Source organism: Bradyrhizobium sp. 521_C7_N1_3, assembly GCF_052075975.1.
GTDB classification, from domain to species: Bacteria; Pseudomonadota; Alphaproteobacteria; order Rhizobiales; family Xanthobacteraceae; genus Bradyrhizobium; species Bradyrhizobium japonicum.
In genome coordinates this window covers 5,789,609-5,811,383 of record NZ_CP197232.1, presented here as the reverse complement: position 1 = coordinate 5,811,383, position 21,775 = coordinate 5,789,609, and the positions used below count along the sequence as shown (strand labels likewise).

27 protein-coding genes and 1 tRNA gene are annotated in these 21,775 nt (G+C 63.5%); 10 read left to right on the top strand and 18 right to left on the bottom strand.

All coding sequences use genetic code 11. The annotated features are described in order from the left end of the window. Positions 1–30 precede the first annotated feature (30 nt). The 5 genes from AB7008_RS27030 to solA all read right to left on the bottom strand — a co-directional run bounded on the left by AB7008_RS27030 (position 31) and on the right by solA (position 4,532). The gene (locus tag AB7008_RS27030; RefSeq protein ID WP_304489902.1) at positions 31–783 is read right to left on the bottom strand and encodes an amino acid ABC transporter ATP-binding protein; all 753 of its coding nucleotides are present in this window, start codon (positions 781–783) and stop codon (positions 31–33) included. A 9-nt stretch (positions 784–792) separates the two neighbouring features. Next, the gene (locus AB7008_RS27025) at positions 793–1,635 is read right to left on the bottom strand and encodes an amino acid ABC transporter permease (RefSeq protein WP_304489901.1); all 843 of its coding nucleotides are present in this window, start codon (positions 1,633–1,635) and stop codon (positions 793–795) included. After that, positions 1,632–2,375 carry an amino acid ABC transporter permease gene (locus tag AB7008_RS27020; RefSeq protein ID WP_014495130.1) on the bottom strand — a complete coding sequence of 248 codons (744 nt, stop codon included), beginning with the start codon at positions 2,373–2,375 and terminating at the stop codon, positions 1,632–1,634. Before AB7008_RS27020 ends, AB7008_RS27025 begins: the two co-directional genes overlap by 4 nt. A gap of 98 nt (positions 2,376–2,473) precedes the next feature. Continuing rightward, positions 2,474–3,286: a transporter substrate-binding domain-containing protein gene (locus AB7008_RS27015; RefSeq protein WP_304489900.1), complete on the bottom strand. Its 813-nt coding sequence runs from the start codon at positions 3,284–3,286 to the stop codon at positions 2,474–2,476. 76 nt (positions 3,287–3,362) lie between these two features. After that, a complete protein-coding gene (gene solA, locus AB7008_RS27010; RefSeq protein ID WP_304489899.1) occupies positions 3,363–4,532 on the bottom strand; it encodes an N-methyl-L-tryptophan oxidase in 1,170 nt (389 codons plus the stop codon). Between the two features lie 125 nt (positions 4,533–4,657). On the opposite strand from solA, the gene AB7008_RS27005 reads away from it, so the two are divergent. Continuing rightward, positions 4,658–5,617 (top strand): LysR family transcriptional regulator, encoded by a 960-nt coding sequence (locus AB7008_RS27005; protein ID WP_028156170.1) that lies wholly within the window; start codon positions 4,658–4,660, stop codon positions 5,615–5,617. A gap of 56 nt (positions 5,618–5,673) precedes the next feature. Here AB7008_RS27005 and AB7008_RS27000 read toward each other — a convergent pair whose 3' ends face one another. Both AB7008_RS27000 and AB7008_RS26995 read right to left on the bottom strand, forming a co-directional pair. After that, entirely contained in the window at positions 5,674–7,101 is a 1,428-nt protein-coding gene (locus tag AB7008_RS27000) for a caspase family protein (RefSeq protein ID WP_248877668.1), read from the bottom strand. 204 nt (positions 7,102–7,305) lie between these two features. After that, on the bottom strand, positions 7,306–8,181 hold the full coding sequence (locus AB7008_RS26995; RefSeq protein ID WP_304489898.1) for a DMT family transporter: 876 nt from the start codon (positions 8,179–8,181) through the stop codon (positions 7,306–7,308). A gap of 147 nt (positions 8,182–8,328) precedes the next feature. Here AB7008_RS26995 and AB7008_RS26990 point away from each other — a divergent pair, with 147 nt between their 5' ends. Then, positions 8,329–8,727 carry a RidA family protein gene (locus tag AB7008_RS26990; protein WP_041960251.1) on the top strand — a complete coding sequence of 133 codons (399 nt, stop codon included), beginning with the start codon at positions 8,329–8,331 and terminating at the stop codon, positions 8,725–8,727. Positions 8,728–8,786: 59 nt separating this feature from the next. On the opposite strand, the gene AB7008_RS26985 is transcribed toward AB7008_RS26990, so the two are convergent. The 3 genes from AB7008_RS26985 to AB7008_RS26975 all read right to left on the bottom strand — a co-directional run bounded on the left by AB7008_RS26985 (position 8,787) and on the right by AB7008_RS26975 (position 10,419). After that, a complete protein-coding gene (locus AB7008_RS26985; protein WP_304489897.1) occupies positions 8,787–9,332 on the bottom strand; it encodes a hypothetical protein in 546 nt (181 codons plus the stop codon). Then, a complete protein-coding gene (locus tag AB7008_RS26980) occupies positions 9,277–9,621 on the bottom strand; it encodes a hypothetical protein (protein ID WP_014495138.1) in 345 nt (114 codons plus the stop codon). The genes AB7008_RS26985 and AB7008_RS26980 overlap by 56 nt, the downstream gene beginning before the upstream one ends. A gap of 210 nt (positions 9,622–9,831) precedes the next feature. Continuing rightward, positions 9,832–10,419 carry a formyltransferase family protein gene (locus tag AB7008_RS26975; protein ID WP_028156175.1) on the bottom strand — a complete coding sequence of 196 codons (588 nt, stop codon included), beginning with the start codon at positions 10,417–10,419 and terminating at the stop codon, positions 9,832–9,834. A 189-nt stretch (positions 10,420–10,608) separates the two neighbouring features. Here AB7008_RS26975 and AB7008_RS26970 point away from each other — a divergent pair, with 189 nt between their 5' ends. Next, positions 10,609–10,893, top strand: coding sequence for a hypothetical protein (locus AB7008_RS26970; RefSeq protein WP_304489896.1), 285 nt, complete (start codon positions 10,609–10,611; stop codon positions 10,891–10,893). 337 nt (positions 10,894–11,230) lie between these two features. Beyond that, complete coding sequence (locus AB7008_RS26965; protein WP_039156921.1) at positions 11,231–11,464, top strand: hypothetical protein; 234 nt, start codon at positions 11,231–11,233, stop codon at positions 11,462–11,464. 5 nt (positions 11,465–11,469) lie between these two features. On the opposite strand, the gene AB7008_RS26960 is transcribed toward AB7008_RS26965, so the two are convergent. After that, on the bottom strand, positions 11,470–11,772 hold the full coding sequence (locus AB7008_RS26960) for a hypothetical protein (protein WP_014495142.1): 303 nt from the start codon (positions 11,770–11,772) through the stop codon (positions 11,470–11,472). Between the two features lie 207 nt (positions 11,773–11,979). Between AB7008_RS26960 and AB7008_RS26955 the strand changes: the two genes are divergently transcribed. Further along, complete coding sequence (locus AB7008_RS26955; protein ID WP_248877665.1) at positions 11,980–12,192, top strand: hypothetical protein; 213 nt, start codon at positions 11,980–11,982, stop codon at positions 12,190–12,192. Positions 12,193–12,198: 6 nt separating this feature from the next. Here the strand turns inward: AB7008_RS26955 and AB7008_RS26950 are convergent, their stop codons facing one another. Both AB7008_RS26950 and AB7008_RS26945 read right to left on the bottom strand, forming a co-directional pair. Further along, positions 12,199–14,244, bottom strand: a complete 2,046-nt coding sequence (locus tag AB7008_RS26950; RefSeq protein WP_304489895.1) for an acetoacetate--CoA ligase — start codon at positions 14,242–14,244, stop codon at positions 12,199–12,201. A 769-nt stretch (positions 14,245–15,013) separates the two neighbouring features. Continuing rightward, positions 15,014–15,241 (bottom strand): hypothetical protein, encoded by a 228-nt coding sequence (locus AB7008_RS26945; RefSeq protein WP_304489894.1) that lies wholly within the window; start codon positions 15,239–15,241, stop codon positions 15,014–15,016. A 434-nt stretch (positions 15,242–15,675) separates the two neighbouring features. Between AB7008_RS26945 and AB7008_RS26940 the strand changes: the two genes are divergently transcribed. Next, on the top strand, positions 15,676–16,755 hold the full coding sequence (locus AB7008_RS26940) for an AI-2E family transporter (protein WP_304489893.1): 1,080 nt from the start codon (positions 15,676–15,678) through the stop codon (positions 16,753–16,755). A 97-nt stretch (positions 16,756–16,852) separates the two neighbouring features. Beyond that, entirely contained in the window at positions 16,853–17,245 is a 393-nt protein-coding gene (locus AB7008_RS26935) for an NUDIX hydrolase (protein WP_039148330.1), read from the top strand. Between the two features lie 151 nt (positions 17,246–17,396). Here the strand turns inward: AB7008_RS26935 and AB7008_RS26930 are convergent, their stop codons facing one another. Both AB7008_RS26930 and AB7008_RS26925 read right to left on the bottom strand, forming a co-directional pair. Next, positions 17,397–17,639 (bottom strand): hypothetical protein, encoded by a 243-nt coding sequence (locus AB7008_RS26930; RefSeq protein ID WP_014495148.1) that lies wholly within the window; start codon positions 17,637–17,639, stop codon positions 17,397–17,399. A 672-nt stretch (positions 17,640–18,311) separates the two neighbouring features. Beyond that, positions 18,312–18,482 carry a hypothetical protein gene (locus AB7008_RS26925; RefSeq protein ID WP_166341201.1) on the bottom strand — a complete coding sequence of 57 codons (171 nt, stop codon included), beginning with the start codon at positions 18,480–18,482 and terminating at the stop codon, positions 18,312–18,314. A gap of 217 nt (positions 18,483–18,699) precedes the next feature. Between AB7008_RS26925 and AB7008_RS26920 the strand changes: the two genes are divergently transcribed. Next, on the top strand, positions 18,700–19,068 hold the full coding sequence (locus tag AB7008_RS26920) for a hypothetical protein (protein ID WP_049826222.1): 369 nt from the start codon (positions 18,700–18,702) through the stop codon (positions 19,066–19,068). 39 nt (positions 19,069–19,107) lie between these two features. Here the strand turns inward: AB7008_RS26920 and AB7008_RS26915 are convergent, their stop codons facing one another. After that, positions 19,108–19,326: a hypothetical protein gene (locus AB7008_RS26915; protein ID WP_304489892.1), complete on the bottom strand. Its 219-nt coding sequence runs from the start codon at positions 19,324–19,326 to the stop codon at positions 19,108–19,110. A 179-nt stretch (positions 19,327–19,505) separates the two neighbouring features. Between AB7008_RS26915 and AB7008_RS26910 the strand changes: the two genes are divergently transcribed. Beyond that, the gene (locus tag AB7008_RS26910) at positions 19,506–20,174 is read left to right on the top strand and encodes a hypothetical protein (RefSeq protein ID WP_304489891.1); all 669 of its coding nucleotides are present in this window, start codon (positions 19,506–19,508) and stop codon (positions 20,172–20,174) included. 418 nt (positions 20,175–20,592) lie between these two features. Here the strand turns inward: AB7008_RS26910 and AB7008_RS26905 are convergent, their stop codons facing one another. Further along, positions 20,593–20,751: a hypothetical protein gene (locus tag AB7008_RS26905; RefSeq protein WP_244623041.1), complete on the bottom strand. Its 159-nt coding sequence runs from the start codon at positions 20,749–20,751 to the stop codon at positions 20,593–20,595. A 639-nt stretch (positions 20,752–21,390) separates the two neighbouring features. Between AB7008_RS26905 and AB7008_RS26900 the strand changes: the two genes are divergently transcribed. Beyond that, on the top strand, positions 21,391–21,627 hold the full coding sequence (locus AB7008_RS26900; protein WP_039148347.1) for a hypothetical protein: 237 nt from the start codon (positions 21,391–21,393) through the stop codon (positions 21,625–21,627). 70 nt (positions 21,628–21,697) lie between these two features. Here the strand turns inward: AB7008_RS26900 and AB7008_RS26895 are convergent. Continuing rightward, a tRNA-Lys gene (locus AB7008_RS26895) sits at positions 21,698–21,773 on the bottom strand. Positions 21,774–21,775 lie beyond the last annotated feature (2 nt).

Genomic DNA, 21,775 nt, shown 5'->3' with positions numbered 1-21,775 from the left:
GGGGCGCCGAAGGGCGGCGCGCCGGCGAACTCAGAGGACCTGCGACAGAAACCGCTGCGTTCGCTCGTCCTTTGCTGCCGTAAACAGGGCCTCCGGCGGCCCGTGCTCGACGATCACACCGCGGTCGGTGAAGTAGACGTGATCGGCGACCTCACGCGCGAAGTTCATTTCATGGGTGACGAGGAGGCATGTCATGCCATCCTCGGCCAGCTCCCGGATGGTGACCAGGACCTCCTTGACCGTTTCCGGATCGAGGGCGGCCGTAACTTCGTCGAACAGCATGATGTCCGGTCGCATCGCCAGCGAGCGGGCGATGGCCACGCGCTGCTGCTGTCCGCCGGAGAGTTCGCCGGGATAGGTATCCTCCTTCCCCGCGAGCCGCACCTTGGCAAGCAGCGCCCGGGCGCGCGCTTCGACCTCGGCACGTTTCTGGCCGAGAACATGGATCGGCGCCATCATCACGTTCTGGAGCGCCGTCCTGTGCGGGAAAAGATTGTACTGCTGAAACACCATCCCGACCTTGCGGCGCAGCGCCAGCTTGTCGAGCCTGGGATCGGACACCTCGATGCCTTCGATCTGAATGCTGCCGGACGAGATCGGCTGCAGCGCATTGATGCAGCGGATCAGCGTGGATTTTCCTGATCCGGACGGGCCGATGATACAGATCACCTCACTCTTTTTGACCGACAGGCTGATGCCTTTCAGAACCTCGAGAGCTCCGAACGACTTTCTGACGTCGACGCATTGGACGATGGGCTGATCCGGAGTCCAGCTCGTGGCCATGCTCTGCCCTCAGCGTATGCGGAACCGACGCTCGAGACGAGCGGTCCAGAGGTTGATCGGATAACAGTAGAGAAAGAAACACAGCAGCGCGAAACCATAGAGCGGCGCGAACAGCTCCGGCCTGCCGCCTTCGGCGGCATGCACCTGCGCCGTCAGGGTGAGCATCTCCGAAACACCGACGATCGATGCCAGCACCGTCGACATCGCAACCAGCGCATAGACGTTCATCCAGGGCGGCAGCATGCGCTTGATGCACTGTGGCAGCATGATCAGCCACATCGTCTGGCGCCGCGTGAACGAGAGCGATTCCGCCGCCTCCCATTGCGTCGACGGAATGGAGCGGACGGCGCCGCGCACGACCTCGGCGACGTTCGCCATGACCGGCAATGCGAAGCCCACCGTCGCCTTGATCCAGTCCGGCAACGGGATGGTCGTCTTGAAGAGGGTGACCTGGAAGGGCACCAGAAACATGACGAAGAACAGCAGCACCAGCCAGGGTGCGTTGCGGAAGAATTGAGTCAGGAGCCAGCTGACGGCGGCGAGCGGTCGAAACTCCGACAACAACCCCAGACCCAGGCCAAGCCCGGCGATGGTCCCCAGCAGCATGGCCAGCAGGGAGATCAGGATGTTGAAGGCGAACCCGCGCAGCAGCAGCGGCGACCACTTCACGATGACTTGCAGCGGGGACAGCACCGCCGGTCCGGTCTGCGCCCACGCGGTGGACGCGGCCATGATGGCGCAGAAACAAATGATCGCGGCCGTCAGCGGGCCAATCCGAACGGACATCCGGGCCGGCGCGGGACGGTACGGCAGAAGGACGGCAAGCCGGTGCTCGGGCTGGGCGTCCTTCATCGGGCATATCCCGGGATGCGCATCGCCCGCTCCCAGCGATGCATCAGCCAGACGAGGACGCCGACAAGGATGCCGTAGGTCGCCAGCAATACGACCATCATTTCGAAGACGTTCTGGGATTCCGACCAGATCTGCTTGACCGCATACAGCGTCTCGGGAACGGCGATCGCGTAGGCGAGGGTGGTCGTCTTGAGCAGGTTGACGAGGTTGTTGTTCAGTGCGGGAAGGCAGACGCGAATGGCCAGCGGAAGGACGATATGGATGTAAGCCTTGAGGCGCGTGTATCCGAGCGCCTCCGCGGCTTCCAGCGTCGTCCTCGGCACCGCCTCGATGCCGGAGCGGAAGATTTCGACGTTGAAGGCGGCCGCGAACAGTGACAGCGAAATGATGGCCCACTGGACGTTGCTCAGCAGCGGAACGCGCATGCCCGCCGCCTCGACGGCCGGGAGCATGGTGCCGAGGCCGAAATAGAAAAAGAAGATCTGGACCAGCGGCGGCGTGTTGCGGAACACCACCACGAAAGCATTGACGGGCAACCGCAACAGCATCGACGGACTGCCCTGCAGCAAGGCGCCCACCGCGCCGATGATGAGACTCAGCAGGATGGTCGTGACGCTCAGAAGCAACGTCATCTTGAGCCCGCCGAAATAGCGGTCCCAATCGTAGGCATCGTAGAATACGGAGAAATTCAGCCCCGTCGTTTCGTAGAGCCGTTGAAACCAGTCGCCGATTGCGTGCATTTTACGCGACACCAAACTGTTGAGGCGATGCCTCGTATCAGTGCATTGGCTCGACCTGTTCGGAGCGCAAGACGTATCTCGCGCTCCGCTCTGCGCGTCTATTTGTCCTTGTATTGCTCGTGCATGAGCAGCGAATACTCGGTCGGCGTAATGCCCCACTTCTTTTCCGCTGCCACGATGAAGCCGGTCTTCATCCAGTCCTTTGTCGTATCTTCGAGCAGCTTCTGAAGGCTGGCATTATCGAGCGCGACAGCGATCATCCATGGCGATGGCAAAATACCTTTCAGGGGCAAGTCGTAGTCCGCCTTCCACTCGTCCTCGAGCAGCTTGCCCTGCAGGAAGGTCTGATCGTAGACATAGCCGATGCAGTTGCCCTGCTTCATGGCGAACAGAGGCTTCTCCGAGCCGTCAAACGCAACGATTTCGGGGCCGTAGGATTTGGCAACGTCCTTGTTGTACCAGGCCCCCGACGTGGCACAGACGGGTTTTCCCTTGAGCTCGGCCCAGTCCTTGATGCCGGACTTCTTGTTGAGAAGGATGTTCACATAGTCCGAGTAGTACAGCGGTTCGATGGCTTGAACCACGCGACGGCGCTCCGGCCTGTCCGACATGGTCGCGATCAGCAGGTCGACCTTTCCCTGCTGAAGAAATTCGATCCTGTTGGAGGCCGCGACCGGAACGAGTTCGAGCTTGACGCCGAGGCGCTTGGCAATGTCTGCGGCGAGATCCGGCTCGATGCCGACCACGTTTCCCGTGGGGTCGCGGAAGCCGAAGGGCTTGTAGTCAGCCTTGACGCCCACATTCAACGTACCGCGCTGCTTGATGGCATCGACGCCGTCGGCGGCTTGAGCGCTGCCAAGGATCAGCAGCGCCGCGATGCCTGTCATCATGGAACGGACAATGTCTCTCATCGGATGACGCCTCCAGGATTGTGATCACGACGCGCGTTGCGCGCGTTAGTTCAAGATACAAGGCTCGTGCCAAACGTCACGAAAATCGGGAGATGGAGAATGGGCTGAGGTCGATCGCGCTTCGACCGTCGGTCACCATCCCGGCCACGACATTGCCGATACCTGCCGAGTGCTTGAAGCCGTGGCCCGAGCACGCCGAGACGACACAGATTCTGTCATGGTCGGGATGGCGGTCGATGATGAAGCCCCGATCGGGCGTCACCGTGTAGATGCAGGCGGCCGCCTGCGCGACGCGCGGCGTGGCGCCGGCGAGTCGCCCTGCGACGTGCTTCCGGTACATTTCAGCCGATTCCGCGGGATCGACGGTGCGGTCGATGGTGTCGGCCGTCGTGCTGGTCTCGTACTGCTCGGTCGCGACCTTGAGGCGACGATCGCCAGGCAGCGGCGGGAAGCCGTAGAGGTAGTCGACATCGGTCGCGCCGTGCATCCAGATGAACACAGGCGAATTGGCGCGATACGCGCTGGTATCGTCGAGCTCGTACCAATGCAGCACCTGCCGCTTCACCGTGAGCACGCGGTCAAACGGCGCGCCGAGCAGGTGAGCATTCCAACCGCCGGCCGACACCACCACCTGGTCGGCCTCGAATGTGCCCGAGGACGTTTCCACCCGAACGGCGGAGCCGCGCTGCGCGATCGAGAGAACCTCGACTCCCGTGCGGATCGTTGCTCCGAGCTGCTCCGCACGCGTCAGCTGCGCCTTGATGCAGCGCTCCGGAAAAACGTATCCTCCGCCGGGCTCGTAATAGGCCTTCTCGTTACCCTGGAGATTCAGGAACTGCGGGAAGCGATGAGCCACCTCTCGCCCGTCGATCACTTCATGCGCGATGCCGAAGTCACGCGCCGCTCCGATCGAGCGCGCGACGAAATCCGGCTTGCCGTGGTGCGACGTCTCGCCGACGCCGGGCGCCATGACGACGAGGCCGCATGGGTTCATCAGCTCGGCAGACGTCTCGGCCTCGAGCTCACGCCAGATCCGGTGGGTGTCCAGCACGAGCGGCACGTAATCGCGGCCTTCGCCGACCGCCTGCCGGGTGATGCGGGTTTCGCCGTGGCTGGATCCCATCGTGTGGGGCGGGGCGAAGCGGTCGAGGCCGACCACCTTTACCCCTCGCTTGGCCAGTTGATAGAGCGCCGCGCTGCCCATGGCACCGAGGCCGATCACCAGAATATCCGCTTGCTCGCTCATGGATCGGGACTGCTTAATTGTTAGGACAGAACGAATTCTGCTTTCAGATACGGCTCTTCGACAAGGATAATTCATGGAATGAAGAGAATTTGCATCCCTGTATGACTTCTGCTTAAGTCATCGAGATGCAGCCACCCGTTCCAGACCTGCGAAGCCTGCAGATTGTCGCTGCCGTTGCGGACTCCGGCAGCATGCTCGAGGCGTCGCGCCAGTTCGGGATGACGCAATCCGCCGTGTCCCAGGCAGTGAGGCGTGCCGAAGCCGCCGTCGGCGTCGCCTTCTTCAACCGGAGCCGCAGGCCGCTGACGCCGACCCGGGCAGGGCGCATCCTCGCAGACCGAGTTCTCGATCTGAATCGCGACTTCGACGTGCTTCTCAGCACGCTCCGGGCTGCGGCGGAACAGTCTGCACGTGTCGATCTCAGGCTCGGCCTCGTCGATTCCTACGCGGGCACGGTCGGCGCGCACCTCGTCAAGGAGCTCATGACGGGGTCGATCGCGCTAAGCCTGTCGGCATGGTCGGGGCTTGCACATTCTCATGCGGAGGCCCTGGTTCGTCGCATGATCGACGCGGCGATCACATGCGATGCGATGGACGACCTGTATGATGTCGAGCGCTTCCCGTTCTACCGCGAGCCGTATCTGCTCGTGGTGCCACGCGGACTGGAAGCCGAATTCGCCGACCTTGATTTGCGCGAGATCCTCGCCCGGCATCGTCTGGTCCGGCATAGCGAACGCTCCTATGTCGGCGCTCAGGTCGAGCGCCATCTGAGCCGCTTGGGCATTCGCCCGCCACGGGCCTTCGAGTTTGACACCTCGGACAGCCTGGTAGCCATGGTCGCGACAGGGATGGGCGTGGCGATCACCACGCCGCTGTGCCTGTTGCAGGGGCTTGCCCACGCGGCCCAGGTCAGCGCTCTCCCGCTGCCGGGCCCTGGATTCTTTCGTGAGCTGCTTCTGGTGACCCGCCGTGGAGATCTTTCGTCATTGGCGCCGCGCATTGCCGAGATGGCGCGAATGAGCATTACGACGCAGGCGATGCCGCGCGTCCGGACGCTCGTGCCCTGGTTCACCCAGGATTACTAGCAACGAAAAAGCCCGGCTGGCGCCGGGCTTTTCTGCTTGAGTTCTGGCCTTGCGCCTCAGCGGCGGAACATGCCGCCCATCATGCCGCCGACGACACCGCCGACAAAGGCTGCGCCGGCATCGCCGCCGCCGCTGTTGCGATGCTGAACCGGTGCGCTGCTCTGGGCCTGGGCCGGGGCAGCACGCCGGGCCGGCTTCGCGCTATCGTCGCTCGCGGTGGCCGGCGCGGCCGCCACGATCTCGGACAGCAGGGCCTTGTGCTGGAGCTTGTTGAGGTAGCCGGTCGAGGGATAACCGCGGGCGGCCTGCCAGCGCTTCAGCACCGAGCGGGTCTCGTCGGTGAACGCACCGGTCACCTTGGTGTCGAAGCCGAGCCCGGTCAGGCGGCGCTGCACGTCGCGGCGCTGGCCCTTGTCGAGGCCGATCTGGTCTTCGGTGAGCTGGCTGGCGTCATCGGTGAAGGTCGCGGGATCGATCCCGGAGTTCAGATTGCGGGTCGCCGTGGACGGGCCGCTCTTGATCGCCGCAAGCCGCGCCAGCGCCAGCGCCTTGAACTGGCCGTTCGGATAGGCCGAGAGATAGGCGTTGAGCTCTTCCGGCTTGTTGGATTCCTTGACCGAGCGCCAGTACTCGAGCTCGACACCGTCGGAGCTGCTCGCTGCTGCCGGCACGTTTCCAGAAGCGGTCGGCGCTGCGTTTGCAACCTGCGTCTGCTGCGACGGGTTGAGATAGACCGCGCCGATCAGGTTGGTGTGGCCCCAGGGAAGCTGGCCCTTGCGGGTCTCTTCGTTGACCTGGGCGCGCACCGACGTCATCGCCTGCTGGATCTCGACGCCGGGCTTGGTGATGTTGTCGATTAGCGCGCGGGTGAACGGGCTGTTGTTGCCCTCCTGGCCGTCGAGCGCGGTCTGGCCCGGGCCAGTGGCGAACGCGATCAGCGTGCCTTCGCCCGACTTCATCTCGGCAAGACCGCTCTGCACGTTGACGCTGCGCGTTGCCGAGTTCGACTTGATCTTGGCGGCGAACGGATTGTCGCGGCAGGCGTCGAGGAATACGAGCTTGACCTTGGCGTCGCCCATGGTCTGCTCGAGCGTCAGGTCAATATTAATGGCTGCGCCGAGCTTGACGTCCATCTCCGACTTGATGTCGGCGTCGACAGGCAGGAGGTAGTTGCTGCCGCTGACCGCGATGCCGTGGCCGGCGTAATAGAACACTGCGACATCGGAGCCTTGCGCCTTGCGGCCGAAGTCCAGGAGCTTCTCCGTCATCTGGTCGCGGGTGAGGTTGGATCCCTCGATCACCTCGAAGCCGACGTTGCGCAGGGTCGCCGCCATCGCCTTGGCGTCGATCGGCGGGTTCGGCAATTGTGCGACGTTCTTGTAGGAGCCGTTGCCGACGACGAAAGCGACACGGCGGTCGGCCTTCGCTGCACTGACCGACAGTGCCATGCACATCAGCGAAACGAGCAGGGTGAGAGTGCGCATCTGAAATCCCCAACAGAATCGAATTGCAGGCAGCAACAAATTGGCAACGAACCTACACGAAGTGCCCGACTTCGCGCCACCAAAACGGCGGTACGTCGTATTCAACCCGCTGCTGTGTGGCCGAATGTGCACGATGGAAGGACCCTCCAACGTGATCCAGATCACACGGCCACTTCGTTTTTGTCGCGCGAGACCGCGCGAGGTTCACTGCGCGCGGGCGGGAATCGGGGCGGTCGGCTTCAGGTTCAGGAGATTGCCGCACAGGATCAGCGTCGCGCCAAGCACGGTCCAGGCGTCGAGCCGCTCCGAATACAGCAGCCAGCCGACAGTCGCGGTGAGCGGCACCCGCAAGAAGTCCATCGGGACCACGATGGTTGCATCCGCGTAGCGGAGCGCGCTGGCGAGGCAATAGTGCGAGAATGTGCCGCAGACCCCGATGACGAAGAGCCATCCCCAGAGGGTGGCTGACGGCCAGGTCCAGACATAGAGCGTCGGCAGCAGGCCCACGACCATCTGCACGATGATCATCCAGAACAGGATCGACAATGCGCTCTCGGTCCGGGTCAGCGATTTCGCCAAGATCATGGAAATACTGAAGCCAATCGCGGCTCCCAGCGCGATCAGCTGGCCCGGATTGATCTCGCCGGTCGCGGGCCGCACGATCATGACGACGCCGACGATACCGAGCGCGATGGCGGCGATCTTCCACACGGTCATCCGCTCGGACAGGAACGTTGCGGCCAGCAGCGCGGTCCAGATCGGCATGGTGAATTCGATCGCGACGACCTGGCCGATCCCGATCAGCGTCAGTGCATAGAACCAGCCGAGCTGCGCGAAATAATGGACGCCGTTGCGCGCGAGGTGCTGGGGCAGGCGTTTGGTCGCGACCGCCTTGAAGCCGCCGGCCCGGTAGATGATCGGCAGCAACAGCGTCAAGCCGATCACCGAGCGCACTTCCATGATCTCGAAGACGTTCAGCTCTCGCGTGGTCTCGCGGCCGGCAACCGCCATGACCAGCATCAGCGCCAGCCAGCCGGCCATCCACAGTGCAGCCATCGTTTTGGACGGTGTCGCGGTCATCGTTGCTGGTGCGGGCGATCGAGCTTGAGGGGAGGGCCGGTATCGGCGACATCGCCGGCGTTTGCAACGGCCAAAACTGCGGATGCAGCGATGCAGGGCGGCGTGTTAAGGCATCATTGAACAACAAGAAAAGGGAGATCTTCGCTCATGCAAATCTTGCAGCCGGCCGAATGGAAGAAACCGCGGGGCTTTTCTCACGGCGTGGTGGCCCAAGGGCCGGGCCGCTGGGTGGTGCTGGCCGGGCAGACCGGCGGCGACGAGACCGGCAATTACGCGCCTGACATGGCGGCGCAGGTCGCAACCGCGCTGAAGCGGATCATCAAGCTGCTTGGCGAGGCCGGAGCCGGCCCGGAGCACATCGTCCGCCTGACCTGGTACCTGACCAGCCGTAGCGAATATGAAGCGGCCGGGGCGGGCATCGGCGCGGCCTGGAAGGAAACGCTGGGGCGAAATTTTCCGCCCTCGACGCTGCTCTACATCGGCGGTCTCGTGGACGAGCGGGCCAAGGTCGAAATCGAGGTCACGGCGTTCGTGCCGAACGCATAAAACGCATAAAAAAGCCCCGGCGGAATCGCCGGGGCTTTTTGGCTTGAACGCGGCCCGCCTTAGCGCGACAGCGAGATGTTGGCGCCGCGGAACTGGCTGTCCGCGCGCATCGTGACGCTCTGCTTGTTGCCGGACGTCTTCAGCGAGATGTTGGCGTTGAAGCCGGCGGTCGAGGCGACGAGCTCGTAGTTTCCGCCAGCGCCGCGGCCCTGGAGGGAGCCGCTGATGTTGCGGCTGGCCTCGGACCAGCTGCCGGCGATGGCGCCGCCTTCAGCCCTGACGTTGGCGCCGAGATTGAACTTGTAGGCGTCGCTGGCGCAGGTCAGCGACATCTCCATCGTCGGTCCGATGGGGGCGTACTTGGCCCGGCAGCGGATCCGCTCGGTCGAGCCGTCATCCAGCGTGACGGTGCCCGCACCGTTCCAGCTCCCCGCCAGCGGGGCGAACGGGCCTGACTGGGCCTTGCTCTCAGAGTTGGCGATCCCCGCCGCAAACAAAACGGCGGCCGCGATCAGCAGCCGCCGGCTTACGACGCTGGTCCCGATTTTCTTACTGGCGCGATGCTTCCCACCGCCCACTGCACGGTATGCCTGCAGATGCTCCATTCCACTTCCCCGATCCGGCGTTGCCGCTGAGTTGACCGTTGGCATATGCACCATTGATCGAAACTTTCACAAGTCCCCCGCTGCCAATGGTGCCGGAAACGTTAGCGCCGGGCGCGGTGATCTTGCCGTCGGCAACCGTCAGCATGGAGCTCGCGGTCGGCTCGCAGGTGCCGCTCTTGGTCACGATGGTGACGTGCCAGTTGCCGTCATAGGGGGTCTGGGCGAAGGCGGGAGCGGCGAGGGTGATGACTGAAGCGGCACAGAATGCCGTAATGCGACCAAAACGCATGAATTCCGTCCTTGAATCTGTCTGATATGCTGACGCTTATTCGACCCAAATGTGACGGAAATTTGTTGCATTGCCAAAGCGAAAATTGTTCCTGTGGAAACAATGGTTTATTTGTGTTTCTGGCTCCAATTTTCGAAGCAGAATCAACGCGGCTTCACGTTAAGGGTAAACGTCAGGAGGCGACTCAGGAGGCTGACTCTCGGAAAGGACTCACGAAAGACTTGGCGCCAAGGTGGCGAATTGCTCGTCCTGAACCTTGGAGGGCAGCGCCTTGTGGACCTTGACGTAGTCGATGACGTCGGCCAGCAGCTTGAGGCCGAGCGGAGCGAGCGCGCGCTCCCAGAGCTCGCGAGCCGTCTCGCCCTTCTTGACGAAGCACCAGTCCTGGGCGGCGATGGCGCCGGCGTCCATGCGGTCGGCAAGCTGATAGATCGTGCCGCCGGCGATCGGATCGCCTTCCTTGATGGTCCATTCAACGGCGGCTTTGCCCCGATGACGCGGCAGCAGCGAGGGATGATAGCCGATCCCGCCGTACTTCGCCGCGGCCAGGGCGTCCTTGCCGATCCGGGCGTGGCTGTGGGCGGTGATGATCAGGTCGGTGTCGGGGCCGATTTCGGAGGCGACCACCAGCTTCGGATTGGCCTGGACCGCCACCTCGATGCCGGCCGCCTTGGCGCTCGCGGCGAGGCGATCCTCGGCGTCGGCCACGACGACCCGCACGATCGAGACGCCGTGCTCCCGGAGCATGTTCAGGGTGGTCACGCCGAAATGGCGGGAGCCGACGAGGGTGATGCGCATGGGTGTCCGATCTGTCTCGCAACTGCGTCATCCCCCGATAACACGTCGGTGCGTCCTGTCACCAGCCGCGGGCGGTTTGTGCCGGTTATCAACAATGCACCGGGCGCGGGGCGGGACGGACTCCGCGATTGCGCAGCCGGCCGTTCCGGTGCTTCCATGCGCGTATTGCCCCGTATCAGGAGCGAGCGCATGCGAACCGCGTGGTTTTTCCTTCTCGCAGCACTGAGCGTAGCCACGCCCGCGCGCGCCGGCGGGCCGTATCCGGCGGTCCCGCCCGAGGTTGGGGTGGCGCCGTTCATCGGTCCGACCTGGGATGCCTATCGTTGCGCCGAAGGGCCGGTCTATAATTTCTATCACGGCGCCTATTACGGCGAGGAGCCGCCCGCACTCTATCGCGGCTACGCCTACAGGCCGTACTACCGCTACAGCGCCTACCGCAGGCTGCCGCGCACGTATTTTTGCGTCACCGATTAGCGTTGCCGCGCGGCCACATCGACAGCAAATGATGCATCCGCCGGTTCCTCTGTTTCATTCCTAACATACGGAGTCCCCGTGTGCCGCTAGAATGCGCCAACCGGGGCTGGCCAAATTTGATTCCGAATCCGTTTTCGAACCCGGCTTTGGCCGCTGGCGAGTGATCGCCAGCGGCTTTTCATGCCGGCGCCATCACGAAATCATCAAACGGTAACGCGTTCTCAACCTGCCTGTCGTATCGACGAATCCGTCGCGGATTTGTATTGCGTACCGCGACACCAAAAATGTCCCGCCGGCGTGGGTGCGCCGCGTGGGCTTTTTTGCCGGGACCGATTTCATGCCGAGCGCAATTGAGCAGATCGTGGACGCCTATGTGCGGCTGAGGAACCGCCGCGGGCTCGACGAGCTGATGATGCACAGGCAGCGGCTCGCGGTCGATCTGAAGAGCAGGTCCGGCTATGATTTCAGCCTCCCGATCGGCAAGATCGACGAGGAGATCGCGATCATCGAGGAGGGGCTCAGCCGGCTGAAGGCTCAGTCTCCGGATGCCCGCGGGATACGTCCGATCTGACGCGCTCAGTCGCGCCGGCCACCGTCGATGACGGTGAACAGCGGCCGTGCCTGGGTCGGCTCGACCAGCAGTTCCTCCACCAGCGCGGTGGCCGCATCGACATATTTACGCGTCGGTTTGTCGAGCTCACGTTTGGCCTCGTCGTCGAGCGCGACCTTTGCGGCCTCGACCAGCTTGCGCATGCGCGCCGCATGGTCGTCGCCCGCCGTCAGCGTCGCGCGCGCCAGCGAGCGCAGCACGAACAGCTCGCCTTCGAGGCGGAGCAGACGGTCGTTGAGCCTGGTGAGGACGGCGTTGAGGTCGGCCATAGCTGTTGTTCGTCGCGAAGGATCCATCCTGATCTAGCGGCGATCGGTGAACGGAATCCAAACGCCATTGGCGCAATTGGGTCGATCTCCGGCGTCTCCCGGCAGCGGCGATGCCGCCGATGTGAGACATCGTGACGTTGCGATGCATCGTCCCGGCGTGGTTCCCGCACCACATGGGAGCCCGGGTGGACGTCCGGAGCACGTACGATGCGGTCTGTCCTGGCTTTGGTCCTCTTGATTGCAACATGCGCCGCGGCGGCTGCCGCGCCGGCGCATCATCCCCGCCCGCGCCATCATGTCGCCGTCCAACTGCCCGAGGACGCGCCGGTGCCGCCCGGCTGGTACAAATTTCCCGGGCAGCCGCCGATTCCGCCGTCAGAGAACAGGAATCTCGATCCCTCCAATTTCGGCGGCGGTTGATCGAAGCTACGCCGCGGTTCGGGCGAGATAGTCGCGGGCGAAGGCGAGATACCAGTCGAGGCAGGCGGGATTGGCCATCGCCTCCTTGTTGATGACCTTCTCGACGGGCTGGCCGAGCAGCAGCTTCTTGATCGGCAGCTCCTGCTTCTTGCCCGAGAGCGTGCGCGGGATCTCGGCGACGGCAAAGATCTCGTTCGGCAGGAATCGCCGGGACAGGCCGGCCTCGATCGCCTTGTTGATCTTGGCCTGCATCGCGGCGTCGAACGCGACACCCTCGCGCAGCACCACGAACAGCGGCATGTAGCTGTCGCGGCCGAGATATTCGAGGTCGACGACGAGGCTATCCAGCACCTCCGGCAGCGCTTCGATCGCGGAATAGAGCTCGCTGGTGCCCATGCGCAGGCCGTGCCGGTTGATGGTCGCATCGCTGCGGCCATAGATGATGCAGGAGCCGTCCGGATTGACCTTGAGCCAGTCGCCGTGCCGCCACACTGGTCCGCGGCCGCTGCCGTCGAAATTGTCCGGATAGGTCTCGAAATAGCTGGCGCGATAGCGCGCATCGCCCTTGTCGTTCCAGAAACGGAGCGGCATCGAGGGCATCGGCTCGGTACAGACGAGCTCGCCGACCTCGTCGATGACGGCACGGCCCTGCTCGCTGAAGGCTTCGACCGCCGCGCCGAGCAGGCGGCATTGCATCGCGCCCGGGGTCTGCGGCAATTCGCGGTTGCCGCCGATGAAGGCGCCGGCAAAATCGGTGCCGCCGGAGATGTTCGCCCACCAGATGTCGGCCTGCGCCTTGCTGCCGTTGATTTTCGACAACGCCGCGAAGCGATCGTTGAACCAGGCTTGCGTATCGGCGCTGAGCGGCGAGCCGGTCGAGCCGAGGCAACGCAGCCGCGACAGATCGCCGGCCGCAGTGAGATCGATCTCGGCCTTGGCGCAGTTGGCGAAGAACGCCGCGCCGGCGCCGAAGAAGGTCGCTTTCGACTGTGCCACGAACCGCCACAGCGTGGTCCAGTCCGGCTTGTCTTTGGTGCCGCCCGGGCTGCCGTCGAAGATGCAGCAGGTGGTGCCGCTGAGCAGGCCGCCGACCTGAGAATTCCACATGATCCAGCCGGTCGAAGAGTACCAGTGATAGCGCTCGCCGAACGAGTTCTCGTGGTAGGAGCAGCCGAGGTCGTTGTGCAGGCCCAGCAGTGCCAGCACCACGATGACGATCCCGCCATGGCCGTGCACGATCGGTTTCGGCAGGCCGGTGGTGCCGCTGGAATAGACGATCCAGAGCGGATGATCGAACGGCAGCCAGGCCGGCTCGAACGCGTCGATCGCGGCGCCTGTCCTTGCGACGATGTCGGCGAGCCGGGCGTCCGGCGCTGTGGGCGCGCCCTCGCTGCGCAGGATGACGTGCTCGACCGTCGGCAGCGATCGCCGCAGCTCCGCGAGGACGTCCTTGCGATCATGCCGGCGACCGGCATAGGTGACGGCATCGCAGGCGATCAGCACCTTCGGCTCGATCTGCTTGAAGCGGTCGATCACGGCGGGCGCAGCCATGTCGGGCGCACAGACACTCCAGACCGCGCCGATGCTGGCGCTCGCCAGAAACGCGATGATGGTTTCGGGGATGTTGGGCAGGTAGGCCGCGATCCGGTCGCCGGGCTTGATGCCCTTGTCCTTCAGATGCAGCGCGAGCGCCGCCGCCTTGCGCCGCAGCTCCGGCCAGCTCGTTTCGTTGAGCTTGCCGTCCTCGCCGCTACTGACGATCGCGGGCAGGCCGGCGGCGCCGGCGGCCTCGACGTGCCGGAACACCTGCCGCGCATAGTTGACCTGCGCGCCGGGAAACCACACCGCGCCCGGCATCTTGCGCTCGGTGATCACGGCCGCAAACGGCGTCGGTGATTGCAGATCGTAATAGTCCCAGATGCTGCGCCAGAAGCCGTCGAGATCGCGCACCGACCACTGCCGCATCTCCTCGTAATTCGCGAAGGAAAGGCCACGCTGCTCGGCGAGCCAGTTGCGGTAGAGGGCGATCTGCGGAACGAAGGGAGCGGTCATTGCGTGTCGGCTTCTGTTGCGGGGAGGGGGAGTTTATCCGGTGTCTCGGCGTAGCAGAAGCGTCAGTTCCTCATCCCTGCGTCACGGCAAAGCGCTCGCCGCCGATCCCGGCCTGATGCCGCGCGGCCGGCGCTGAAGCTGGCGTTCAAACGCCCTCAAAGCAAAAGCTGAAAAACAACCCCATGCACAGTAGCGGGGGTATTGAATGCATTCGTCATTTTCAGTTGGTGCCAAGCAGGTCCTTTTCGGACTTGTCCAACGCGAATAGCCTACCGATATCTCGACGGCGCGACGCATCGCCACGTCCGGATTTGACACGTCGGGCAAAACACTGGCAGAGTGGCATCATCGGAAATTCGTAACACCCGCGCGGGGAAACCTGCCGCGTTTTTTTATGCCGTAGCAGTTGCCATGATCAAGGATCGCTATTTTCGCCGCAACGGCAGGGCTGACAATCGCATTGGGAATTTTGCGTGAAGTGTTTTGCCCGACGACGGGCAAGGTATCGCTGCGAACTCCGTCGATGCATTGTGCGTCGTTGCTTCAACATCGTCATTGCGAGCGCGGCGAAGCAATCCAGAATCTCTCCGCGGAGGCGATCCGGGTTGCTTCGTCGCAAGAGCTCCTCGCAGTGACGGCTAGAGTCGCGATGGGGTTTCGTAGCCCGGATGGAGCGAAGCGCAATCCGGGGTTCGTGCAATGGAGCGACACAGGTCCCGGATTTCGCTTCGCTCCATCCGGGCGACGGCAGTGAGAGCCTTGCCTCGGCCTACCAACCCGCTCCCGCCCATCGTCTCCCGAACACCGGCGGCTTTGTCTTCACCGCCGACCAGCCGAAGAAGTGGTGCTTGCCGGACCAGGTGTGCACCACGCCGCTGCAGATGCTGCATTTGAAGCTGCCGGTGTGGGCTTCGCTGTGCTCTTCCCGCGTCGCGGTGTAGTTCATGCTGCAACCCGCGCAGGTGAATTCTTCGATCGTCCAGATGCTGTTGGCCATTGCACGTCAGTGTTCTTGGATGCGTTGTGGGAAGCGTAGGTGCGAGCCTTTGCAGCCGCGTAAACCGGCGCGTGGAAATCCGGTTAATTGTCGTTAGCCAACCCCCGCGTGCAAGCGTGCGGCCCTCGGCGCACCCGCCTGACCGCGCGCAGCGGCAGCCGGCCTTGCACCCGGCTGGACCGGACCTCGTCGTGGATCGCGCAAGTGTAGTGCCAAAAGCCCGGCGCGGCGCTTGGCTCGAGCGCATCGTGTATGCCGCGATGAATGCCGGTGCGGCGATCGGGCTCTTTGCGGTGCGCTTCGGGCCGAAGCGTTCCTTAAATCCCGGGGCCGCCGCGGGCCCGGTCGTCTTGACGCCGGATGCGCGGCTGGCAATAACGCTTTGCCGCGCAAGTGCCGGAACCCGCGTCAATGCCGCAAGGAAAGGCGTGCCCGTGAAAAGTCTCCGTCAGCTCCTGACGGGAGAGGACATCATCCAGCTCCTGATCCGGGTCGTCCTGCTTGGCCTGCTGATCATCTGGACCTTCCTGATCATCCGCCCGTTTGTCCCGATCCTGGCCTGGAGCGCCGTGCTCGCGGTCGCGTTCTATCCGGCCTTCAGCTGGGTCGCCAAGATCCTCGGCGGCCGCCCGAAGACCGCGGCCGCGATCCTCACCCTGATCACGCTCGGCATCGTCATCGGTCCGGCGACCTGGCTCGGCCTCAGCGCGGTGGACGGTGCGCGCGAGCTGGCGAAGCAGCTCGGCACCGGCGACCTCGCGCTGCAGTCGGCGCCAGAGCAGCTCAAGTCGTGGCCGGTGGTCGGCCCTTGGCTCTTTGATCTCTGGGATCAGGCCTACAACAACATCCGTGCGGTGCTGCGCGAGGTCGCGCCCTATCTCCAGCCGCTGGCGGGACCCTTGTTGTCGCTTGCGGGCGATGCGAGCCTCGGCACGCTCCAGTTTCTGGTCTCGGTGTTCGTCGCCGGTTTCCTGTTTCCGCACGGGCCGCGGCTGGTTGCGGCCGGCCGCGGCTTCCTGTTCCGCATCGTGCCCGAGCAGAGCGAACATTTCCTGGAGCTTGCGGGCGCGACCATCCGCGCCGTGGCACAAGGCGTGATCGGCGTCGCGATCGTGCAGGCGCTGCTTGCCGGCATCGGCTTCAAGCTCGCCGCCGTGCCGAGCGCGGGCCTGCTCGCCTTCATCGTGCTGCTGCTCTCGATCGTTCAGATCGGCGCCTTCCTCGTGCTGCTGCCGGTGATCATCTGGATCTGGACCGCCAAGGACGTCACCACGGCGCTGCTGCTCACCGTGTTTCTCGTCCTCGTCGGCTTCATCGACACCATGTTGAAGCCGCTGGTGATGGGGCGCGGCCTCACCACGCCGACCATCGTGATCTTCGTCGGCGTGATCGGCGGCACGCTCGCCCACGGCATCGTCGGCCTGTTCATCGGGCCGATCATCCTGTCGGTGGCCTGGGAGATGATGATGGCCTGGATCAGGACCGAGGACCGGGCGGCGGCGAGCGAAAGCTGAGCTGCTGGCACGGGCTGTGGTCAAAGCGCCCCGCGAACTTGTCTATTCAACTAGACAAGTTACGATAGGGCGATTCTGTTTTCGATCTACGGCAGAAATGGCGAAGGCTTCCAAGCTGGTTGCCGCAAAACGCGGCAAGGTATTGTTGGTCAGACGGCGGTCGGACGGCCTGTGGATGTTCCCGGGCGGCCGCAAGCGTTCGCGCGAGTCCGACAAGGACTGCCTGCGGCGGGAGATCAAGGAGGAGCTGCCCAAGCTGAAGCTCGGCCGGATCAGCCTGTGGAAGGAAGTGACGGCCAGGAATAAGCGCTCCGGTCGCAAGATGAGCGACGCGATCTTCATCGCCAAGGGCGCCAAGGGCAGGCTCGAGATCGGCGACAAGAAGGAGATCGACCGCGCCGCCTGGCAGAAGCCGCGCGGCATCCGCCTGACGCCGACCTCGCGCTACATCCGCGATCGGCTGTTTCCGAGCAAGCCGCGGCGCCGGTGAGCAGGGGCGGCCGCGTCTTCGCGGCGCCGGTGCGACAAATCGCCCGCTGGTCCAGAACACGAGCCCGAGAGGCTGTCGGCGGAGTCGGTTTCGATGAGCTGACGTCGGTCAAGTGAAGTCGGCCAAGTGAAATCGGCCAAACGAAGTCCATTCACTTCGAGGCGTGGTCGATCTTGTGCCCGAGATGCCCGGTGTCGTGATCGCGACGCAACTGGCTCAGCGAGGTCTCGTTCAATTGATGCAAGACCTCGCTGAGCGGAGTCGCATCGGGATAACCGGCCGCAAATCCCTTTCCGTAGATCTTGCGCAACGTACCGACCAGCGTGTTGCCGTGCTTCTTGCTGATCGCGCCATCCTTGTCCCGATGGCGACCGTCCAGGCCCGGTTCCTTCATGTTGTTCTCCCCGTGCGGCGTCTTAAGCGCCTGGGGAGAGCGTGCTCCCAAACGAATTGGTTGGCAACGGTACGGCGCGCGGGGTTGAGCGGCGGTTCGCTCCATCGCAAGAGCGTCGCGTTCGCGCTTCGCTCTCCTAGCTGTGAAGCCGCGTCAGATCGCGGGGGGACGGTCGGCGCATTATATGACCGGCAGCGGAGTCGATTGGAGCCGATATGATGCGTCTAGTTGTGGCCCTGGGCCTCTTGATCGTCTTGTGCACGTCTGCAGACGCCGCGCACCACGCTCGCGCGCACAATCCTGCGACACGCCATCCTCCGATCGATCGTTTCGGCACGGAAGTGAATCCTCGCGCGCGCTTCGCGGTCCCCGGCTGGAGCGATGAAGCAACGGCGCGCTGGCTCAACAACGCCTCGTCCAACGTCGGCCGAGGCGGATAGCCACACCCCGACATGGAGCGCGAAGATCGGCGGAGCCGTGTGAACCAGTTCACACTCGCGCTTCGAGACCGGTGCTATGAAGGCCTCATTGCCTAACCAATTTATATTTTGAAAACGCCCCAGCGCTCCCTCAGAGGCGCTGGGGTTTTCATGTCGATCGCGGTCACGGGTCGCGCAGCGTGATCGGACGGGGCGGGTGCTTTCTGAAAAATCCCGAAGGCGGGCGGGGCGACTAAGCGGCTTGCTCCTCGAACGAGGTGTAGACCTGCCCAGCCGGATCGACGATCTGAACGTCCCAACACCCGTCTTTGACGAGCTCTCTGGCCTTCTTGAGGGCGGCCGCGAGTGACAGCCGCTTGAGGCTGACGACGCCTGCCGTGTCGAAACCGCTGATTTCAAACATGCCGTTCCTCCGGTTTTCCTGAATCTTACACCTTTCGAGGGCGTTGTCTCCCGGCTTTTGTGGCAAGGCCGTTGGAACTGCAGACAGCTGCAGTTCCGGTGCAGCGCGGTGGGCCGCCATCGTGCCATCGGCCGACCCGGATGGTCGTGGCGCTCCCGTCTCGTTCAGGCGTCATTCAGAGGGCTTGTCTATCTTGCTGCCTTGGAGGACCGCTTCGATGTTGATCACCACTATCGCGACAATCCTTGCTCTTCATGGCGGTGCAACGGCGCCTGCCGCAGCTGTCGAACGCCCGCTCGAGGTGCAGTATCGCGGCGTGCCGAGGCATCCACCGCCGTGCGGCGATCATTGGGATCTGAGCGCCCGCGACGGGATGTGCTATCCCAACGGCTATCTCCGTCCCGAAGACCAGGCGGCGCTGCAGGGGTATTATCAGGGCCCGCGGCCTTACTATGGAATGCGCCGGCGTCCGGTGCCATGCGGCCACGGCGCTGACGTCGATATCCGCGACGGTGTCTGCTACCCCAACGGCACGGTTCCACTGCAATTCCAGGACCGGCCAGAGAATTACTATCGGCGCTACTGAGAGACGGGCCGTCACGCGCAAGGCCGAGCTTGCTCCTGATCAGCGTGCTCTTGATGAGGTAGCTGCGGAGCCGGCCCAGCGCCACGACCAGGCGGCCTGCGCCTCAAACGGGGTGTGCACGCACCCGGTTGGATCGACGACCTGAACGTCCCAGCCCCCGTCTTCGACAAGCTGCCTGGCCTTCTCGAGGGCGGCCGCGAGTGACAGCCGCTTGAGGCTGACGACGCCTGCCGTGTCGAAACCGCTGATTTCAAACACGCCGTTCCTTCGGTTCTCGTGAATCTCACACCTCCAGGCGTCTCAGTCGGCCACGTCGCTAACGTGGAATTAATCCAAAATGCTCACAATTTTAGGCAGTTGTAGGTGGGTGCTGCGTAGAGGAGCCGTCGCGAGGACGTTCCGGCGTCGGCTTCCTGTTGCTCGCTCATTTGAGGTCAATGGACATGACCACGACATCCGAGGCGCCAGGCCTCGTCGAACAACTCGACCCCGCGGCGCTCGCGCTCGCAGTCGCAGCACTCGAACCTGCTGCCCCGGAAGCTCCGGCACCGGCCAAGCAGTCCAGCCGGAAATCGGTCCTGGCGCTGTCGGTGTGCGCCTTGGCCATCAATGGCGCGGCGGCTATCTATACATTGCCGGCTGATCTTCCGTCGCTGAGTGTCGGCAGTCTGGCTGAACTGCTTCCGCGCCGGGAAGCTTCCGCGCCAAAGGCGGATCCGGTTGCCGCTGCCTTGAAGGACATTCAGTCGGCCCAGCAGCAACACACGGCTTCGCTGCAGGAGAGCAACCACGCCTTGCAGCAAAATGCCGCTCTGCTGCAACAGGATTCAATGGTGCTGCTGTCGCTGCGACAGAGCATCACGGACGAACGGGTCGATGTGAGGAAGATTTCTTCGCAGCTGTCCACGCTCATCGCGAAGGTCGATACGCTGCAGAATGCAATGATGTCGGACGTCACGTCCTCGATCCGAAAAGCGAATGCGCGCTATGGATTGTCCGCTGCGATGCGTAAGCGGATGGTCCGGCAGTCGAAATCCGTCGGGCCGGTTTCGGTTGGGGGCGCTCCGCTGAGTGTGCCGGCTACGGTTTCAGCTCCGGAAAGCTGACGATTGGTCAAGCGAAGCAGTTGGCATCACCGGCCCTCGAGTTCACGCTGGCCGGTCCTCTTGTCATGCCAAGCAGGACACGATGGCAAGCACGACGTCGGCGCCTAGGTCCCCTGAGTACATCGTGAAGAGGACGCCAGCGGCAAGAACAACAGCAAAAACCTTGAGAATAATCATTTTGAGATCCCCTCGTGGCTGACGGGACACTGGACCCGGATTGTTTCCTGAGTGCTTCGCGTGATGCGGCGAACGGTTTCATTCACCGAGGTGTTATCCGTGAGGGGCCGCTCGATTTGGATGCCGCAAGAGGGGCTGCTGCGCCCCGATGCATTTTCGAAATCAAGCCCGGGGGGCGCAATCGAACTGGCGTGCGCCAACGGTGACTTCAAAACCCTCTCGCAAGAGCGAGCGCAAGGTCTCAGTTGCTCCGTTCCGACCTCCAGCCGGTTTCCCGATGTGAAATGGTGGCGGTGATATCGACATCTCTGCCGGCCGACTGGCGCCAGGCAGCCACGCCGAAACACACCGTCAGCGTCAATGTCGTCAGCAATAGCAGCACGGACAGAAACTGGCTCACGCATACCCCCCCGCAAGATCATGCGCGAACGCGCGCACATCTGGTTGATTCGGAAAATGCAGTCCGACTGACCTAGGGAGCGTTTTCCCCAAGGTTGCAAACCCGTGGACCAACACTCGTAGCCCTTGAGCCGCCGCGGCTCAGGAGCCGGCTCCGCACGCACCAGGCTTCTGCGCTTCGCAAGAATTGGCGGGCTATTGCCGTCGCCACGCCATAGCTTTGACTGGATGCTCGATGGCAGCCTCGCCGGCCTTCGTGATGGAGGCGCGTGGAGGCCGGGCGGTGGCGCCTGGAAGTGCCGGCGTCTGATGGCGCGCCACGGTGGCTGAGACGGTAGCGACCACCAGTGCTCGCCGGTTCACACCACGCTGGGCACCAACAAATACGCCGCCGGGCTCTAATACATTGTCCCGGCGGCGGTGTTCATTTCCAGCCCCGAGATGGGAACTAGCAAAAATCTCGGATAGAGATTTTACGCACGAAATCTCCGAGGGTTTCAGGCCGCCGGTTTACGCGTTGACGCGGCCGGAGAAGCTGTCACATTACTTTGACAGACAGGTGCCAATTTGGCAGGCGCTGGGATTTCAGAGCCCAGACAGGAATACGCGGCGAACGCTGCCAAGCGAACATATTCCGCTTGTGCAGCGTTCAGCATCCTCTCAATTTCGGGAGTTCGGCGTGTTTGATGCTGAAATGACTGCGCTGCTCAGGGCGGTGCTCGATGAAGTTTGCGAAAATATTCCTGTAAGCGAGACAGGGGCCAGAGCGTACGTTGCCTCGAAGCTGCTTGATGCCGCGGCACATGGGCACCGCTCAACCGACGCGTTGAAAGCGGCGGGTCGCAAGGCCCTGAACCCACCAACGATGTGGCGCTGATTATCCGCTCCTCATGAGTAGAGGGGTTACTCCGATGGGTCGCTTGTTCAGCTAAGTCTTTGATCTGGCTTGGTGAGCGCGCTGGGGCTCGAACCCAGGACCCCGTGATTAAAAGTCACGTGCTCTACCGGCTGAGCTACGCGCTCCC